This is a genomic window from Legionella pneumophila subsp. pascullei, assembly GCF_900637585.1.
Classification (GTDB): domain Bacteria; phylum Pseudomonadota; class Gammaproteobacteria; order Legionellales; family Legionellaceae; genus Legionella; species Legionella pascullei.
Genome location: NZ_LR134380.1, coordinates 3,261,566 through 3,279,539, shown reverse-complemented (window position 1 = coordinate 3,279,539; position 17,974 = coordinate 3,261,566). Strand labels below are relative to the sequence as shown.

Below are 17,974 nucleotides of genomic sequence, written 5' to 3'. Positions count from 1 at the left end.
TTTTACTATATTAAGTAGCAGATAAAAAATATATTCCTGGATAGATAATCTGGAAAAGTAACCTCGGACAAAATCCTGATGAGGTACTATAATTTAGATATCAATAGATAGGGTAAATTAACATGGCAGAAACCCCAAAACCCAAATCACAGACGCCAACACCAAAACCGAAGCCTAAACCAACGGATGATCAACCTGTTGAGCCCGGTCCTCAACAAAGTACACTGGGGAAAGTAGGCAGTGTAATCGGAGGGCTTGCTAAAAAAGGGCTTGGCAAATTAGCTGACAATATAGGTAAGCAATTTGGCGCAAATGCCCCTCAACCTGGTGCTGAAAATAAACCTGCGGAAGGACAAAAATCAGGTAATGACAAAAAAGATCCGGAAATGGAAATGCTGGAAAGGTATATGCAATTGGTTGAGCAATGGCAAGGTGTTATCAACAAGCCATTTTACTGGGTGGGTGGCAAAATATCAGCCGGTGCCAGTTTTCTGGTAGATAAAGCAGTGGAAGGGATTAAAAATGCACTGTCTGATTCTGAAACACCTAAACCAAGCCCCAACTCCTCAACACAACAATCCAGTTCCAGCTCGAATTCTAGTTCGAGTTCCAGCTCCAGTTCTAGTCCCAGTTCTAGCAGTAGTAGCGGCAGCGACAGTCAGTCCTCATCACCGCCAACAGACAGTAGTAGCAGTAGTAGCGGCAGCGACAGTCAGTCCTCATCACCGCCAACAGACAGTAGTAGCAGTAGTAGCGGCAGCGACAGTCAGTCCTCATCACCGCCAACAGACAGTAGTAGCAGTAGTAGCGGCAGCGACAGTCAGTCCTCATCACCGCCAACAGACAGTAGTAGCAGTAGTAGCGGCAGCGACAGTCAGTCCTCATCACCGCCAACAGACAGTAGTAGCAGTAGTAGCGGCAGCGACAGTCAGTCCTCATCACCGCCAACAGACAGTAGTAGCAGCAGTAGCGGCAGCGACAGTCAGTCCTCATCACCGCCAACAGACAGTAGTAGCAGCAGTAGCGGCAGCGACAGTCAGTCCTCATCACCGCCAACAGACAGTAGTAGCAGCAGTAGCAGTAGTAGTGATACTTCATCACAACTGAGTCCGCCTCCAGACTCGAATACAAATACAAGTACGCCAGATCTTGGTAGCCAAACAAAGTATGATGATACGTCCAGCAGTTCTAACAGTGGAAGCGGGCAATCCTCCGGTTCAGGCTCATCTTCTGATGTTCCAACGCCCAGTCAGTCTATGCCTGGATAGATGGTAAAATAGACTGTCCGGGCAGGTGAGTTACCCTTCCAATAATTTGTGGGGCAAACTTTCTATGCGCCCAGCCTGAGTGACAATCACATAGTTCAATTTTCTTTGCAATTCGCTGATGGAATCGGCACCCGCATAGGTAAGGCCAGAGCGCAAGCCTCCCACTATATCAGCAATAATGCCATCAGGATTCTCCTTAAATGGCACTTCAGTCGCAACACCTTCCGCTGTTTTCCATTCATGCATTTGCCCAAGGAATTCTTCCTGTGCTTCTCGGGATGCCATGCCTCGATAGCGTTTGACTTTAGTTCCGTCATCTTTTTGAATGACCTCTCCTGGCGTGGGGGCTGAGCCAGCTAACATGCCGCCTATCATCACAAAATCAGCGCCAAAGGCCAATGCTTTGACGATATCACCCGAGGTTTTGATACCGCCATCAGCAACGATGGAGCGATCAGCACGTGAACAATCCTGAATACAGGTTAGCATCGGAACGCCAAAGCCGGTTTTAATCCGTGTGCTGCATACCGAGCCTCCTCCAATGCCTGCTTTAATAATATCAGCGCCACAAGACGCAAGATAATCTGCTCCGGCATAAGTGGCAACATTACCTGCCATAATACAGCGACTTCCTAATAACTGACGCAGGCTTTTTAAGGTTTTGCCAACGTATTTGGCGTGTGCGTGCGCCACATCAACACAAAAAAAATCAGCTCCTGCATCTCGCAACGCTTCGGCTCTTTGTAATTCTGTTTCAGTACATCCAACCGATACAAAGACAGGCCCCTTGCATTTCTTAAATTCCTGAATATTTTCTTCTATGGTCATGAATCGGTGTAAAGCGCCCATGGCTCCTTTACTGTGCATAAAATTAGCCATATTACTTTCGGTAATCGTATCCATATTGGCACTAATGACAGGAAGATTTAAAGTGAGTTTACCTAACCGGTCAGTACTGGTTGTTTCAACAACTCGTCTAGATTCATGATGGTTGTAAGATGGGACGAGCAGAACATCATCAAAAGTGATCGCTTGATCAGTCATTATTAATCCTCATAAACAAATACTATAAATGCTCAGCAGCATAAAATGCCAGCCGTGAACGCTCTCCCCGAGTCAACGTCATATGAGCGCTGTGTTCCCAACTTTTAAACCGGTCTACAGCAAAAGTGAGTCCGGAAGTGGTTTCAGTTAAATAGGGGGTGTCAATTTGCTTGATATCCCCCAGACAAATAATTTTACTACCTGGGCCTGCTCTTGTAACCAACGTTTTAATTTGTTTTGAAGTCAGGTTTTGCGCTTCATCAATTATAATATATCGATTTAAAAAAGTTCTTCCCCTCATAAAATTTAATGAGCGTATTTTAATTTTATTTTGCAGTAAATCCTGAGTTGCTCCACGTCCAAAACTGCCGCCTACTTGCGAGCTGTGGAGCACTTCAAGATTATCCATTAAAGCGCCCATCCAGGGAGTCATTTTTTCCTCCTCGGTACCCGGTAAAAATCCTATATCTTCGCCAACAGGAATCGTTACTCGGGTCATTAATATCTCATTGTAGCGATTTTGATCCATGACCTGGGTTAATCCTGCGGCTATGGTTAATAATGTTTTACCTGTACCGGCTGAACCTTGTAAACTGACAAAATCAATATCGGGATCCAGTAACAGGTTTAAAGAAAAATTCTGTTCCCGGTTTCGTGCGGTGATACCCCAGACTGAATGTTTGGGTTGAGTGTAGTCACGAATGAGTTGAACTATCGCATTAGGACCATCAATTTTTTTGACCAAAGCTTGAAACTGATCATCTTCCGTACTAAGGCAATCGTTTGGATTCCATTGACTTACCAATGGACCGCTGACTTTATAAAAGGTTTTACCGCTTTCTTGCCAAGATCCCATGTCTTTGGCATGACTGTCCCAAAAATTGTTATCCAGAATATGTAATCCTCTGTGCAGTAAATTGACATCATCCAGTACCTGGTCATTGTAGTAATCTTCCGCATGAATACCTAATATCCCTGCTTTAATACGTAAGTTGATGTCTTTTGAGATAATGATAACTTGTCTTTTGCCATAATATTTTTTTTGCAGTCCTAAAGCGGTTGCCAGTATTGTATTGTCTACTTTATGGCCCGGCAGAGTTGAAGGAACCACTTGATCAAATTCATCTGTTTGAAAAAACAATCTTCCACTGCACTTTTTGTTACTGCTATTGATATAAGATGGGATAGGCAGTCCTGAAACAATTTGCTCGTGAGTGGCGTTACTCATTAGCTCTACTAACATGCGATTCGTTTGTCTCACGTTTCTCGCCAATTCGGATGTCCCTGTTTTATGACTATCCAATTCTTCAAGCACTACCATGGGCAAGTAAATATCATGTTCATCAAAATGGTAGATGGCAGTAGGATCATGCATCAAAATATTAGTATCAAGCACGAACAGCTTAAGTCCGGTATTGGTATTATCCATAGGTTCACCCTGTCAGCTAAAGTATTCTTCAATTCAAGTAGAATAAGTCGCCTGCCCGGGCAGGAGGCGCATTGAAATCCTTGAATTCTATGTTCATTGTGCTGAGCTATGGTGTTTCCGTCAAGAATTATATTATGAAGTGTTTGTTTTTAAATTAAATGGGTATGCCTTCCATGCGCCGTTCTGTTTTCAATTCTTTATTATTGAAAATAATCAATGCGATGAAGGCCATAAAAAGTAAAAACAATCCAACAGGGAACAGGCTGTTATGATTAACCAGGCGACCTGAATAAGTGCCAAATGCAGCAAAGCACAATAATATTAAACTGCGAACTGCAGAGGCTGAGCCTCTGCAATCATCGAAGCATTGCAGGGCTCTGGATGTGGTTGCACCCCATAGCAGGGCTGAGCTTAGAATATAGATACCGATGGTTATGGCATTATAGAATTGGTATTTGCTCCAATGAAAGTATTCTCCTATTAACAACATGAGGCTGCTCATTAAAGCCAATTGAATCCCCAAGGCTATGATTTTATCAATCCCAAAGCGATTAAATAACCGCGAGGCCAGCAAAGATCCACCGACAAATCCCATGGAAGTAATCATTAATAAAATCCCCATTGTGTCAGGAGCAATATGGGCGTGCGAATAATAAAATGGAGCTACAGTCAGAAAGCACCATTCACCACAGTTTAATAACCCAAATAGTGCTATGTAGGAAATAAACGTTTTGTTTTTTATAATTCGAATGTAAATGCCTAGTGTTTCTCTCAGACCAGGAGTTGTTGTTTTTTGTACCGGGATACTTCTGGGTAAAAACAACATAATGACGCATAAGATGAAAGAGTAAAATGCGATGCAATAAAGATTGGAGCGCCAACCATATAACACATCCAATTTTCCCCCCAATGCGGGTGCAAAGAGTGGAATCACTGCAGTCAGTGTCCCAATCCAGGTCATGATGCGGGCTCCCTCGTCTTTGGGGAAAAGATCCTGGACTAAAGCCCAACCTGCAACAGGGACGACAACCGCTCCTGTACCCTGTAAGAATCGACAGGCCAGCAACCACTGAATTGAATTGGCTTTCAAACTGAAGATTGAGCCAATAAAGAAAATAAACATCCCCAGAAATAATGTTTTTCTTCTGCCTAACTGGTCGGCAATAATTCCCCAGATAAGAACCGTAGAAAATTGCCCTGTCATGAAAATAGAAATGAGCATTTTCGCTTCATCTGATGACACAGCGAGTGAGTGAGCAATGTGGGGCAAGCTGGGTAACAAAATATCTGTACTAATTAAAATTAGTACGCAAGAGGCAACAACTATAAAAAGTTGCAGGTTGCGGATAAACATATTGAACTCTTTGGAAAAGGGTGGATTTGATGTATTTATCCGCAACAATAATAGCAAAAACTAATTAAATATTCTATAAAAAGTACTTTTTTAAAACATGAATCTCCAACAGGGATAATCCTTGTTTATCCTGCCAAAGATCGCACTGCATTTAAAACCGCTTCTACGTGCCCCTTAACATTCACCTTGCGCCATTCGTGTGTCAAGATGCCTTGGGTGTCTATAATGAAAGTACTACGCTCTATTCCCCTGACTTGCTTGCCATACATTGATTTCATCTTGATCACATCGAACATTTGGCATAATGTTTCATCGCTATCGCTGATTAACTCAAAAGGGAAATTCTGTTTGCTTTTGAATTGTTCATGAGATTTTAAACTATCTCTCGAAATACCAAAAATAACCGTATTTAAATCTTTAAATTGTGAATAGGCATCTCTAAAATCTTGACCTTCAATTGTACATCCAGGGGTGGCGTCTTTGGGGTAAAAATAAAGTACAATGATTTGTCCTTTGTAATCGTTAAGATGTCCTTGCACATTGTTCGTGGCGTTAAATGCAAAATCGGGGACAACCTCACCTATTTTCATAAACCATCTCCTCAAGTGTTCTTTTTCATTATTCGCGAACGATCTCTTTGCCATTCCCTGTCTTTGATTGTGTCTCTTTTGTCATGCTCTTTCTTTCCTTTGGCCAGTGCGATTTTTATTTTAATTTTATTCTTTTTCCAATACAAAGAAAGAGGAACTATGGTATAGCCTTGTCTTTCAACACTTCCGATAAGATGGTTTAATTCTTTTTTATTCATCAACAGCTTGCGTGTCCTGACTGGATCAGGAATAAAATGAGTGGATGCAGTAGGAAGAGGCTGTATTTGGGCTCCTAACAGGAATGCCTCACCGTATTTTATTATCACGTGTGCATCCGACAAATTGATTTTTCCTGCACGCAGACTTTTTACTTCCCAGCCTTCCAAAACCAAGCCTGCTTCGTATTGATCTTCAATAAAGTAATCAAAACCAGCTTTTCTATTAAATGCTATGGTGGAATCTGGTTGTTTTTTGGTAGTCATAATTTATCTGATTTATTGAAAAAAAGCAGTATAACTGATGTATTATCCCATTTAACTGCTTTTCTTAATTTTGCTGCTTTAAACAGCCTTTGGCAAAATAAATATATTCTATATTATTTCTGTTCTCTTTCGTACTTATAATCCTGAGGTAATTGCGGGTAAACGCGGTCTAATTTTTGATCCACTGCGACGCGGTCATCAAAAACAAAACATTGACCTTCCCAAAGTGATTCACTTTCAGGAATAGAGTCCAGGTAGTTTAGAATTCCGTCATGAAGCTGGTAAACATGTTGAAAGCCCAGCTCTTTCATATAGGCTGTCGTTTTTTCGCAACGAATTCCTCCAGTACAAAACATGGCTATTTTCTTGTCTTTTTTATCGATTAAATTGCGCTGAACATAGTCCGGAAATTCCCTGAAATTTTCAATGTCGGGGTTAATTGCATTCTTGAAAGTACCTAGCTCGTATTCGTAATCATTGCGGGTGTCCAATAAAATAACATCAGGATCTTGAATAAACTGATGCCATTCTTCAGGGTCAAGATAGGTCCCTGCATTATGAGAGGGATCAACTTTCTGGACGCCCATTGTCACTATTTCTTTACGGAGTTTCACTTTCGCTTTATCAAAAGGATTTTTGCTATCATAGGTTTCTTTAAAATGCAGGTCGGCAAAGCGTGAATCAGAACGCAGGTAATGATAAAAAACAGTCATTTGCTCCTTACTCCCGGCAAACCCGCCATTGACCCCCTCATGAGCCAGGATGATGGTTCCTTTTATGCCTGTTTCATGCATTTTAGTGAGTATGGGTTCTCTCAGGGATTCAAAATCATCGAGAGGAATAAACTTGTAAAATGATGCAATAATAATATCTTTCACGTTGTAACCTACAAGATTAACAAAAAATCAATTCGCAAAAATTATCATTTACTCACAATTTAATCAATAGGAATGAATTAAATGCATTTCTGGGCAGTTGGGATTTTAGCGGTGCAAATGGCGGCATAATGGCTATTGGAGCATTGGCTTCGATTCTATTTGCAACAGACAATGTTGCATTTTTATATATTGGAACTTAAGTATTAAAGAATCGTTGACAATAATTAAATTCTGATCATACTCTAAGGGTTAAGCTGCTATCTTTTGTTTCGCTGGCTTTGATATAAGGAGATTTTTATGGTCCAAAACAACAGGATTTGTCGCTGGCTCTTTATTTTACTACTGTCTCTACCTTTGGTTGGCTTCACGTCCATTCCGGTGAAATCAATCGTGGTGTTTGGAGACAGCTTGTCTGATAATGGTAATACCACCCATTTGCTTAAAAGCCTGCGTCAGGAAGAGGACCCCGCGTTTTTAGTGGCTCCTTTCAAAATTTTTGTTATTAACAAAATGGTAGAGTTTGCTAACGATTATTACGTTCCTCAGATGGTACTTGATGCAGGAATTTCTGCAGTGACTGATTTTTTTGATCATGATTTGGCTCCTTATGTTGCCAATTTAGTGAGTAAAGTAAAACAGGTCCCGGTTCTGCCTGGCAAGCCCTATTGGAAAAATCGCTTTTCTAATGGCCGTGTCTGGATTGAGTATTTGGCAGAAATGTTATCCATACAAAAAAGCGATGAAGAAGTCTATCTAAATAAGGCATTTGGAGGTAGCTGGTCTGCTACTTATGACTATCAATTAACTGTTTGGAACTTGATACGGCATCCATTGGGAACAATCAAGAATTTGATAGTAGGAAAATTGATTCCTCCAAGTCTTGGCCTGATAGTGCAAGCTTATTTGCTTGAGCATGAGCAATTAAGTGATGAAACGCTCTATTTTATTTATTCAGGAAGCAATGACTACATTAATGTCCTGTTTTTTGAAGACAATTACAATACTGAAGTAATGAGCACCTATATTGACAATGTGTTGGATGGTTTGAGTTCTGCGGTTCTGAAGCTGGCTAATGCGGGAGCGAGACGTTTTGTTATTATGGGAATTCCTCATGTGGGGGATACTCCCAAGTTTGTGAAAACTACCGACCGTGACGTGTTGAATGCAGCGGTAGACCTTCATAATGAGCGCCTTGCAAAACGGATTGACGCATGGAAAGAGCGATACCCAACAGCTGACTTCTTGTTTGTGAATACAGAACAATATCTGAAAAAAGCGTTTGAAGATCCGGAGAAATATGGTTTTTACAATGTGAAAGAGGCATGTATCGATGTGAAGTTCCCCATGTTCAATGCATTCATTCACTCACCATTTGCTCGCAACTACGTATTGCAATACACACAGGTTCTCCAATATCGAGATAAACAATTTGCTCCAGGTGAAAATAACTATCACATGTGCAGTGAACCAGAAGACTATTTATTCTGGGATGAAATTCATCCAACCACGCGAGCACATAACTATCTTGCTTATGAGGTTTGTTTGGCGATGGAAGAACATGGCTACGAGGTAACTTGCAAAATGCCAGAGTCCGCATGATAAAATTTGGTATCATCACCTGAATCACATTAACAGTGATTCAGGTGACTTCATGATGAAGTTGTCAAAATCAATTATTATTTAAGTAAATTCAGAGTGGTTTTTAAGCAATCCTGGACTCTCTAAATGATGATGAAAGTTAATTTGCCTTAGTGATTTGTAAAACTTTATGTCATAATTCCCCTTTTTTATTGATATACTTCATTCATATGAGGGAATATTATTTATAAAATTTAAGGCACCAGGTATTTAGGAAATTAGCTCCATTCTTATACGCTTTACTCTTTTCTATATGCAGTAGATGAACTAAGAATGAAAAAAGCTTATTTCTACAAAACAGTTGCTGAAAAGAGGAGCAGGTTATGTGCGGGATTATGGGGGCTGTTTCAGAACGGGATATTAGCAAGATTTTATTGGAAGGCTTGCGCCGGTTGGAATATAGAGGATACGATTCTGCAGGTATTGCTGTCATAGATAATCAAGATCGTTTAAAACGAGTAAGAATTCAGGGAAAAGTACAGAATTTGGCGGATGCTATGCAAGAGACAGCTATCGCTGGAAATACAGGTATAGCTCATACTCGTTGGGCGACGCATGGTAAACCTTCTGAACAAAATGCTCATCCTCATTTATCTCATGGAGAAATCGCATTAGTTCACAATGGGATTATTGAAAATCATGAACATTTGCGTCAACAACTTATTACTCATGGTTATCAATTCACCTCTGAAACTGATACAGAGGTTGCTGCGCATTTAATTCATTATCATTACCAGCAGCATGAGAATTTATTACTGGCTGTACAAAAAGCAGCTGCAGAAATGCAAGGGGCTTTTGCTTTGGGAGTAATTCATCAGAAAAGATCGGAAGAGTTGGTTGCAATTCGCAAAGGGAGTCCTTTGGTTTTGGGATTTGGAATTGGTGAGAATTTCATTGCTTCTGATGCCTTGGCACTCCGATCTTTTGCCCAGTCAGTTATTTACATGGAAGAGGGCGACAGTGCTTGTGTAACCACACAGGATATTAAGGTGTATGACTCCAATCGAATACTTGTCCAAAGAGCGGTTCACCCATTGAATAGTGACTCCGAGATAGTGAATAAAGGGCCGTACAGGCACTTTATGCTGAAAGAAATATTTGAACAATCAAAGGTAATCACCGACACGTTAGAAAGTCGAATTAATAGCATTGATGTGCTAAGGGCGAGTTTTGGTGAGAAAGCTTCCCGTATTTTCCCAGTGGTCAAAAATATTCATATTGTGGCCTGTGGAACCAGTTATCATGCCGGAATGATTGCCAAATATTGGCTTGAATCACTTGCCGGGTTACCTACACAGGTTGAAATTGCCAGTGAATATCGATACCGAGAGGTTGTTGTCCCAGACAATACCTTATTTATCACTGTATCTCAGTCAGGAGAAACGGCTGATACTCTTGCAGCCCTTTTTAAGGCAAAGCAATCGAATTATTTAGCTAGTTTGGCAATATGCAATGTGGCAACCAGTACTTTGGTTAGAGAGGCGGATTGTGTTTTTTTAACTCGGGCAGGTGTTGAGATTGGTGTAGCATCTACCAAAGCGTTTACTACACAGTTGGCAGCCTTTTTGATGTTGGCAGCAGCACTTTGTAATGACAATCGCGCACAGGAAGTGTTAAGACAATTACAAGAGCTGCCTGCCTGTTGTGAGCGTGTCTTGCAGATGAATGAAGAAATTGAATCATTGGCTTCTTTGTTTGTAAATAAAGTTCATGCCTTATTTTTAGGACGAGGAGTTCAATACCCTGTAGCCCTGGAAGGCGCATTAAAACTTAAGGAAATATCTTATATTCATGCTGAAGCTTATCCTGCCGGTGAATTAAAGCATGGTCCATTGGCTTTGGTTGATAAGGATATGCCTGTTATTGCAGTAGCTCCCAATGATGAGCTGTTGGATAAATTAAAATCTAATTTACATGAAGTGAGCGCAAGAGGCGGGCAGTTATTTGTATTTGTTGATGATTCACAAAATTGGAAAGCAAATGGTGCTCGTTTAATCAAAGTTCCCTCTTGTGGTGTTTGGCTTGCGCCTATTGTTTACACCATTCCTTTGCAATTACTCGCTTATCATGTTGCTGTAGCTAAAGGGACTGACGTGGACCAACCTAGAAATCTTGCAAAATCGGTGACTGTGGAGTGAATAAAGGCCAATATTTTTGGAATGAGTTATGGTGTGAGGGACGTATTTCTTTTCATAAAGAAGAAGTAAATCCGGACTTGTTAACCTATGTTTCTTCCTTAAATATACCTGATAAGGGAAGGGTTCTCGTTCCTTTATGTGGAAAAAGTCTCGATATGCTTTGGTTAGTTCGTCAAGGGTATCATGTGATTGGTATCGAATTGGTTGAAAAGGCTATTCTTCAGTTTGTTCAGGAACACCAAATCGCTGTTCAGAAGGAAACGATAGGCCAAGCAAAACAATATCTTGCAGATAACATGAATTTATGGGTTTCTGATATTTTTGCTTTAAACTCAACTTTAATAGAACCAGTTGATGCCATCTATGACAGAGCGGCTTTGGTTGCTTTGCCAAAACAATTGCGATCAGCGTATGTAGATATTTGCCTCAAGTGGCTTAAGCCTGAGGGAAGCATTCTGCTAAAGACTTTGGAGTATAATCAAGAGGAAGTGCAGGGGCCTCCCTATAGTGTTTCCCCGGAAGAGGTGGCTTCATCCTATCAGCAATGTGCCATAATAGACTTGTTGAAGTCGCAAAAACGAATTCAGGAGCCTAACGATCATTTATTTAAACAAGGTATTAGTGAAGTGAATGATTATGTTTGGTGTATCAGGAAGGGGTAAAACGTAGTGAGGCGGTACACATCAGGACAGTTTGTTTAGATATTAGGTCAATTTCTATATCGCATTATAGTATGTGATGAGTATATAATGAGACGATTTTTATCATGTTTTACGGGGATATGAATGGCACAAGTGATGTTGGCGTCAGCCGCAATTATTGCAGATGAACTTAAGGTCAAAGTATCGCAGGTAGAAACTGCTATTCGGTTGTTAGATGAGGGAGCAACAGTCCCTTTTATTGCTCGTTATCGTAAAGAAGCAACGGGAGGGCTTGACGATGTGCAATTGCGGTTTCTTGCTGAAAGGCTAATTTATCTGCGTGAGTTGGATGAGAGACGAACAGTCATTTTGCAATCCATTCGTGAACAAGAAAAATTAACACCGGAATTGGAACAAAGCATATTAGCTGCTGAAACTAAAACACGTCTGGAAGACTTGTATTTACCCTATAGGCCTAAACGTCGTACAAAAGCGCAAATTGCTATTGAAGCAGGACTAGAGCCATTAGCTCATGCTTTATGGAAAGATCCTGCGTTGGATCCTGAGGAGCAGGCTTCCCAATTTATAAATAGCGAAGCAGGCATTGAAAATACCCAGGCTGCATTGGATGGTGCGCGACATATTTTAATGGAACACTTTGCTGAAGATGCCGAGCTAATTAATGAATTACGAGAGTATTTATGGCAACACGGAATAGTGAAATCAGTAGGAAACAGCAATAAAAAGGATCAAGCGAATAAATTTTCCGATTATTTTGATTATTCGGAAGCGATTAAAAAGATTCCATCCCATCGTGCACTTGCTTTATTCCGGGGACGGCGTGAAGGTATTCTGCAAGTAAATCTGGTTTTACCCGATCAGGATGCCAATTATGGAGAGAATAAGGTTGCGGCTTACTTCAATGTCATTGACAAGCAAAGAAAAGCGGATGGTTGGCTCCTGGATACGGTCAGGATGACATGGAAAATTAAGTTATTCACCAAGCTGGAGCTTGAATTATTGACTCGTCTGCGCGAAATCGCAGATGAGGAAGCCATTAAAGTGTTTTCCAAGAATTTACGTGATTTGTTGCTGGCTGCTCCCGCAGGCCCACAAGTGACAATAGGCCTGGACCCGGGAATTAGAACAGGTGTTAAAGTTGTTGTCGTGGATGCTACAGGCAAACTGCTGGATTATTCTGTTATTTTTCCATTCGCCCCTCAAAATGAATGGCACCAATCCATTGCGGATTTGGCAAAGCTTGCTGTGAAGTATCAGGTTAATTTAATCAGCATAGGAAATGGCACCGGCTCTCGGGAAACAGAGCGATTGGTCACTGATTTAATTAAAATGTACCCTGATTTGAAATTAACAAAAATGATTGTCAGTGAAGCCGGAGCATCTGTTTATTCCGCTTCTGAAATTGCCACCAATGAATTTCCTGATTTGGATGTTTCCCTGAGAGGTGCTGTATCAATTGCGCGAAGATTGCAAGATCCTTTGGCTGAACTGGTAAAAATTGAAGCCAAATCAATAGGTGTTGGCCAGTATCAACATGATGTGAATCAGGCAAAGTTGGCGCGTTGTCTGGATGGTGTTGTCGAGGATTGCGTGAATGCTGTTGGCGTAGATGTTAATACTGCCTCTGCCGCCTTGTTAGCCCATGTTTCTGGACTAAACGATACTTTAGCTAAAAACATTGTGCAATTTCGCGATGAGCATGGTGCTTTTACAAACAGAAATCAATTAAAAAATATCAATCGCATGGGTGAAAAGGCTTTTCAGCAAGCAGCCGGTTTTTTACGCATTATGAATGGAGATAATGCTTTAGATGCTTCTTGTGTTCATCCCGAAGCCTATCCTTTAGTGGAAAAAATTATTTCAGATCAAAAAGTTAGTATTAAGGAAATAATCGGTAATAGAGAATTATTGCAAAGTATTAACGCCGAACAATACGTGGATGAGAATTTTGGTTTGCCAACAATAAGAGATGTTTTACGTGAATTGGAAAAACCAGGGCGAGATCCAAGACCAGAATTCAGAACGGCTCAATTTAAAGAGGGCGTTGAGGACATTAATGATTTGGAGCAAGGAATGGTTCTGGAAGGCGTTGTGAGTAATGTGACTAATTTTGGTGCCTTTGTTGATATTGGTGTTCACCAGGATGGATTAGTACATATTTCCGCAATGACCAACCGCTTTATTACAGATCCTCGTTCTGTTGTTAAAGCCGGTGATATTGTAAAAGTTAAAGTGGTTGAAGTGGATAAAGAACGCCGAAGGATTGGTTTAAGCATGAGGCTGAATGATGAGCAGGCTCCTGCCATATTGCAGAAGACAAATAAACCAAAGCCAGCTAAAAAACAAGTAGAAGAAAAACAACCTGAACTTAAGAAAAAGCAAGACCATAAGAAAAAACAAGATAAGATAAAAAAATCGGAACCGGTCAGAAAAACCGTATTCAATACAGCCATGGCGGATGCTTTGGCCAAACTAAAACGTGGTGGGGAATAAGGATGCAAACACCTAAAGGAGAATTAACTATCCAAACTTTGGCTATGCCTCTAAATACTAATGCCAATGGCGATATATTTGGTGGGTGGATAGTATCACAAATGGATTTGGCAGCAGGTGTTTTGGCAAAGAGAATTTCCCATGGACGTGTCGCTACTGTTGCAATTAATTCGATGACTTTTTTAAAACCTGTGCATGTAGGGGATGTAGTGAGCTGCCACGTTGAGTTAGTGAAAGTAGGCAATACCTCTATGACTATCCAGGTTGAGGTATGGGCCTACTCATCGATCAAAATGGAAAAATACCAGGTTACTGAAGGGGTATTTGTTTTTGTTGCGATTGATGAAAATGGAAAGCCAAGGCAGGTACCAAAAACATAATGACTAATAAAACTCAAGAATTGCAGCGAGTAATTGCTGATATGGCTGTATTGATTGAGCAAGATGCAGAACCTGACCCTCAATTATATGCCTTTTTTTTTCAACACCCGGAAATTAGCCTTGAATTAATACATCTTATTAATAGTTTGAGCGAAGAATTAGTGCATGATGGCCCTCCTATATATTCAGCCTGTGTTTTCGCTCTGGACATTTGTATTGCTCAATTGCAAGCAGCTGCAGAGACAAATAATAAAAATGCCGCAAAATTATTAACTCAACTAATGAATCATCTAGCCGAGGTTATTGATACACACAAGCATAGTTTAAGCTTTTGGTTGCCCATACTGAATGCATTTTATGAAGTGCATGTTGAGCTAACTGACGATTTAAAAGAGGCGTATTATGGCTTGGCGAGCCAAGATGATGATGCGGTAGAAGTAGATGAGCAATTTAATCATTTGGATTCCATAAAAGATTTGATCCATGAATTATCTGATTTAACCCTATTTGATATAACAGAGAATTTTTTTGCACAAAGCTATGCTATGCCCCCCGATTTTTTTGCAGATTTGATTGTTGATTTGTATAGTATTGAAGAAGGAAAAGATATTGCATTACTGGCCTTACTCCATCCTAATGTCGAGGTACGAGAGATAGCGCTCTCTACTATCGATCAATTAATGAATACAATTACTTTGACACCAGCATCACTGTCAAGATTACAAATAATCAAACATTGGTATCCAACTCATGACCATGGAATTTTTGATCGTTGGATTAAAACGCAAAGAAAAAAGGGCGTCATATTTGAAACAGAGGCTATTCAAGCAAGAATAACGATTAAAGCAACTGAAGTGGATGGAAGTGGTTCGCAAGGAGTTTTTATCCACGGGAGAAAAAATAAAAAAAACAGGTTATGTGGTTTATTATTAAAGTATGATTTGGGCATTAAAGATGCCTGGATAACTCCGGAGATTTCCGCAGCAGAAGTTACAGATTATTACCATAAAGCTTTTGAAGACAGCGTAACCTTGCGTGAAGTTGATTTCTCTTATTTTCAAACAATAGTGGAGCATTTTTTAGCTATTACTGTTGAAAAAGGTGATATACCTAATTTGCATTTTTTAGAAATACTGGAATTTCTGGGCGTTCGTTTAAAACCTAATAAGCTTGATTTGGACTACGTATTTGAACAGTTGAGTGTTCAGATTGTTCCTTTTACTCAGGAAAAGATAGCAGAATCTTTAAAACGCTCGAAAATGTGGCTTAAAAATAAGCAATTTACAGAATCATGGTATATTGAAAATCCCACTATTGATAAAATTGTCAATCATAACAGTAGCTTTATGGAAGGAGTTAAAGTTTGTCGTTTGGCTGATGCTATGGATGCAGTATTTTCCGAGGAAATGGAGTTGCATCGGGATAAATGGCAGTTTCATTTTTTATGGATAGCGTTATGGGTTAAAGCAAAACACAGGAAAAATGAAAAAGTTTGGCAGGATAGTTTTTTGATAGCTTATGCCATTCATCAAGGATACCCATTGAAAGATATTCCAGTAATGAAAGAGATATGTTATCAAACAGTGATCAACAGCATAGAAACCATGCAGGAAAGAAGAACACACTTGAGTCAGGAGTGAAATAGGGTCATGGCTGCCAAATGTGGTTGAAAGACCAACGTTTTCTTTTTCTTGCAGGCATGGGGCTGGAGCAGTATGCTGGATCCTTCCTTCTGTCATGATTTTTCTATACTCTCATCTAATAGTTTGATGATGCCCAATCCCTTAATCAGTTTTTTGAGGCCTTTAATATCCATGCCAACGGCTAATATACTCGCAGCCATTGCTCCAGCAGATGCCCCACCAACATGGGTGAGATTTTTTATTTTCCTCGCTTTTGTAACGCTTGTAACATGCCCAAATAGGATATGCCTTTCACTCCGCCACTACTGAGCACCAAACCTTTATGCTCAGGCGCAATAACGGAATATTTTCCTGTCTCAGTCTTTGATATTTCCAGTAAAGAGAGTGTTCATCGAACTGTGTCATACCTAAGTCCCAGATGTAATCAATGGGGTGACACAGTTCGATGAACACTCTCAGTAATGAATGTAAAAATGTATTACTTAAAAATTCTGACAATTTCCTCGTGAGTTTTTTAAAACTCTAATATCCAAATTATTTAATATTCAAAGCGAAAATGAAACGCCTTTAGTGAATGCCAACGGTCCCAGGTTCTAATCTGAACTTGTTTCTTAGTAAGTCAATTCTGGCGTTTCAAAGGTCTTGGTGAGGTTTTTTAATCTTCCTTCATTCAAGGCCAGGTTTTCGAAAAATCCAAATTTCACTGGTTTTCCCAGTATCTCCTGCTGCTTTTTTTCAGCTGCTCGGCATTTTGTTTCTCCTGAAAGTGAAAAGGGAGTGCACCTTAGACGCGGGTCTTCTTTACGTTGTTTTATATATTTATCCAGGCAAAAGACGTAGAGTGCGGCATGCACTAGTTTCCTTTCCCTTTGGGTTAAAATGCTTGCTTGCTTTTTGACGGTATGAGCAAACTCCAAAGCAGCCTGATAGGATTTAACTTTTTCGGTTTCAAAATCTGTGTCTATCCAATTGACCGTATCATTCAATAAATCAAACTCTGAACTTGGCGTATTTGTTCTGCTTTGAATAAAAGGGTATATCCAGTGTTCTTTATTAGTTAATTTAATAAAATCACCACGTGCAGTCGGGATGAAAGGGCGTAGTGACCCTAATTCATTAATTTGTCTCAATGATCTTGTATCAATATAATCTTCATTGATTTTAAAGAATTCAAGACAATCAGCTGTTTTTTGGGTTAACCAGTTAAAAATGGCCAACTCAGATCGTCGTTCTTCGTCTGTAGTTGGGTTACGGAAATAAATAAGGTAAGGGATTAAAGCTAATTGCTCGATGGTGCAATAATGATAAATAAGATAGAAGCTGGCTCTTAAAAGGCAGAGTATATCCTTTAGCTTGGCCAGTTCCTGAGGCCTTTTCGCTTCGATTTGTTTATTTAATTGTGAATGAGGATAAATATCAAGAGAGTGTGGATCTTTATTAGCATAACCCGTCATGCGACTGCTGCGGATAAGCAAGGGTAAGAGTTGGTCAATTCCTAATGGGCTGTTCCCCAACTTTTCATAGTGCTCCTTTAAGTGCTGGTACAAAATGGGGTGGTGAAAATCCGTAGGCAGTAATCCGGCTTTCACCAATGATCGTTGTAATGTAAGCCAGGGAGCAACTTGAATACTATTTTGCCATTCTTCATAAGGCAATGTATTACTAACTATCTTCCAGAATTCATAAATAACCGTTTCTATTTTGTATATAAGCTCCGGGCTAACATGTTCGTCCTGCTCAAAATACTCAATGATTTCTGATAAATTGCCAGCCAGGTTAATTATGTTTGCGCAGTGAGCCTCCCCTGAAACCTCTTTATTTAATTCAGCAACCATTTTTTTTAATTCACTAATTTTCATGATGATTCCCTGTCTGAATGATTAGTTTTCTACAGGACTTGTGTAAACACCCAATCTTCTTGTTAAAAAAGTTTTCAATTCAATTATTTAGTCTATCTAAACTCTATCCTTATAAA

At 40.0% G+C, this 17,974-nt stretch carries 15 protein-coding genes; 7 read left to right on the top strand and 8 right to left on the bottom strand.

Features of this window, described 5'->3' with window-relative positions:
- The first annotated feature begins 122 nt into the window (after positions 1–122).
- Positions 123–1,268: a hypothetical protein gene (locus tag EL201_RS14730; protein ID WP_061773206.1), complete on the top strand. Its 1,146-nt coding sequence runs from the start codon at positions 123–125 to the stop codon at positions 1,266–1,268.
- Between the two features lie 30 nt (positions 1,269–1,298).
- On the opposite strand, the gene EL201_RS14725 is transcribed toward EL201_RS14730, so the two are convergent.
- The 6 genes from EL201_RS14725 to trhO all read right to left on the bottom strand — a co-directional run bounded on the left by EL201_RS14725 (position 1,299) and on the right by trhO (position 7,045).
- A complete protein-coding gene (locus EL201_RS14725) occupies positions 1,299–2,312 on the bottom strand; it encodes a guanosine monophosphate reductase (RefSeq protein WP_027222966.1) in 1,014 nt (337 codons plus the stop codon).
- Positions 2,313–2,334: 22 nt separating this feature from the next.
- Positions 2,335–3,741: a PhoH family protein gene (locus EL201_RS14720; RefSeq protein WP_027222965.1), complete on the bottom strand. Its 1,407-nt coding sequence runs from the start codon at positions 3,739–3,741 to the stop codon at positions 2,335–2,337.
- 154 nt (positions 3,742–3,895) lie between these two features.
- Entirely contained in the window at positions 3,896–5,134 is a 1,239-nt protein-coding gene (locus tag EL201_RS14715; RefSeq protein ID WP_331708822.1) for an MFS transporter, read from the bottom strand.
- Between the two features lie 86 nt (positions 5,135–5,220).
- Positions 5,221–5,685, bottom strand: a complete 465-nt coding sequence (locus EL201_RS14710; protein WP_027222963.1) for a peroxiredoxin — start codon at positions 5,683–5,685, stop codon at positions 5,221–5,223.
- Between the two features lie 11 nt (positions 5,686–5,696).
- A complete protein-coding gene (gene smpB, locus EL201_RS14705; protein WP_027222962.1) occupies positions 5,697–6,167 on the bottom strand; it encodes an SsrA-binding protein SmpB in 471 nt (156 codons plus the stop codon).
- 113 nt (positions 6,168–6,280) lie between these two features.
- Positions 6,281–7,045: an oxygen-dependent tRNA uridine(34) hydroxylase TrhO gene (gene trhO, locus EL201_RS14700; RefSeq protein ID WP_027222961.1), complete on the bottom strand. Its 765-nt coding sequence runs from the start codon at positions 7,043–7,045 to the stop codon at positions 6,281–6,283.
- A 297-nt stretch (positions 7,046–7,342) separates the two neighbouring features.
- On the opposite strand from trhO, the gene plaC reads away from it, so the two are divergent.
- The 6 genes from plaC (at position 7,343) to EL201_RS14670 (ending at position 15,996) form a co-directional block, all read left to right on the top strand.
- Entirely contained in the window at positions 7,343–8,644 is a 1,302-nt protein-coding gene (gene plaC, locus EL201_RS14695; RefSeq protein WP_027222960.1) for a lysophospholipase/glycerophospholipid:cholesterol acyltransferase PlaC, read from the top strand.
- 362 nt (positions 8,645–9,006) lie between these two features.
- Positions 9,007–10,821 carry a glutamine--fructose-6-phosphate transaminase (isomerizing) gene (gene glmS / locus EL201_RS14690; protein WP_027222959.1) on the top strand — a complete coding sequence of 605 codons (1,815 nt, stop codon included), beginning with the start codon at positions 9,007–9,009 and terminating at the stop codon, positions 10,819–10,821.
- On the top strand, positions 10,818–11,483 hold the full coding sequence (locus tag EL201_RS14685) for a thiopurine S-methyltransferase (RefSeq protein WP_027222958.1): 666 nt from the start codon (positions 10,818–10,820) through the stop codon (positions 11,481–11,483). The genes glmS and EL201_RS14685 overlap by 4 nt, the downstream gene beginning before the upstream one ends.
- A 123-nt stretch (positions 11,484–11,606) precedes the next feature.
- On the top strand, positions 11,607–13,976 hold the full coding sequence (locus EL201_RS14680; RefSeq protein ID WP_027222957.1) for a Tex family protein: 2,370 nt from the start codon (positions 11,607–11,609) through the stop codon (positions 13,974–13,976).
- 2 nt (positions 13,977–13,978) lie between these two features.
- Positions 13,979–14,356: an acyl-CoA thioesterase gene (locus EL201_RS14675; protein ID WP_027222956.1), complete on the top strand. Its 378-nt coding sequence runs from the start codon at positions 13,979–13,981 to the stop codon at positions 14,354–14,356.
- Complete coding sequence (locus EL201_RS14670; RefSeq protein WP_027222955.1) at positions 14,356–15,996, top strand: lpg2832 family Dot/Icm T4SS effector; 1,641 nt, start codon at positions 14,356–14,358, stop codon at positions 15,994–15,996. Before EL201_RS14675 ends, EL201_RS14670 begins: the two co-directional genes overlap by 1 nt.
- A gap of 95 nt (positions 15,997–16,091) precedes the next feature.
- Here EL201_RS14670 and EL201_RS15945 read toward each other — a convergent pair whose 3' ends face one another.
- Together EL201_RS15945 and EL201_RS14660 are read right to left on the bottom strand one after the other, a co-directional pair.
- A complete protein-coding gene (locus EL201_RS15945) occupies positions 16,092–16,241 on the bottom strand; it encodes a hypothetical protein (protein WP_269456680.1) in 150 nt (49 codons plus the stop codon).
- 369 nt (positions 16,242–16,610) lie between these two features.
- Complete coding sequence (locus EL201_RS14660) at positions 16,611–17,858, bottom strand: hypothetical protein (protein ID WP_027222954.1); 1,248 nt, start codon at positions 17,856–17,858, stop codon at positions 16,611–16,613.
- Between the last annotated feature and the right edge of the window lie 116 nt (positions 17,859–17,974).

What these genes read in the sequence shown, in the direction of transcription:
- EL201_RS14730 (WP_061773206.1), top strand. Translation starts at nt 123, where the DNA reads ATGGCAGAAACCCCAAAACCCAAATCACAGACGCCAACACCAAAACCG.
- EL201_RS14725 (WP_027222966.1), bottom strand. Translation starts at nt 2,312, where the DNA reads ATGACTGATCAAGCGATCACTTTTGATGATGTTCTGCTCGTCCCATCT.
- EL201_RS14720 (WP_027222965.1), bottom strand. Translation starts at nt 3,741, where the DNA reads ATGGATAATACCAATACCGGACTTAAGCTGTTCGTGCTTGATACTAAT.
- EL201_RS14710 (WP_027222963.1), bottom strand. Translation starts at nt 5,685, where the DNA reads ATGAAAATAGGTGAGGTTGTCCCCGATTTTGCATTTAACGCCACGAAC.
- smpB (WP_027222962.1), bottom strand. Translation starts at nt 6,167, where the DNA reads ATGACTACCAAAAAACAACCAGATTCCACCATAGCATTTAATAGAAAA.
- plaC (WP_027222960.1), top strand. Translation starts at nt 7,343, where the DNA reads ATGGTCCAAAACAACAGGATTTGTCGCTGGCTCTTTATTTTACTACTG.
- glmS (WP_027222959.1), top strand. Translation starts at nt 9,007, where the DNA reads ATGTGCGGGATTATGGGGGCTGTTTCAGAACGGGATATTAGCAAGATT.
- EL201_RS14680 (WP_027222957.1), top strand. Translation starts at nt 11,607, where the DNA reads ATGGCACAAGTGATGTTGGCGTCAGCCGCAATTATTGCAGATGAACTT.
- EL201_RS14675 (WP_027222956.1), top strand. Translation starts at nt 13,979, where the DNA reads ATGCAAACACCTAAAGGAGAATTAACTATCCAAACTTTGGCTATGCCT.
- EL201_RS14670 (WP_027222955.1), top strand. Translation starts at nt 14,356, where the DNA reads ATGACTAATAAAACTCAAGAATTGCAGCGAGTAATTGCTGATATGGCT.
- EL201_RS14660 (WP_027222954.1), bottom strand. Translation starts at nt 17,858, where the DNA reads ATGAAAATTAGTGAATTAAAAAAAATGGTTGCTGAATTAAATAAAGAG.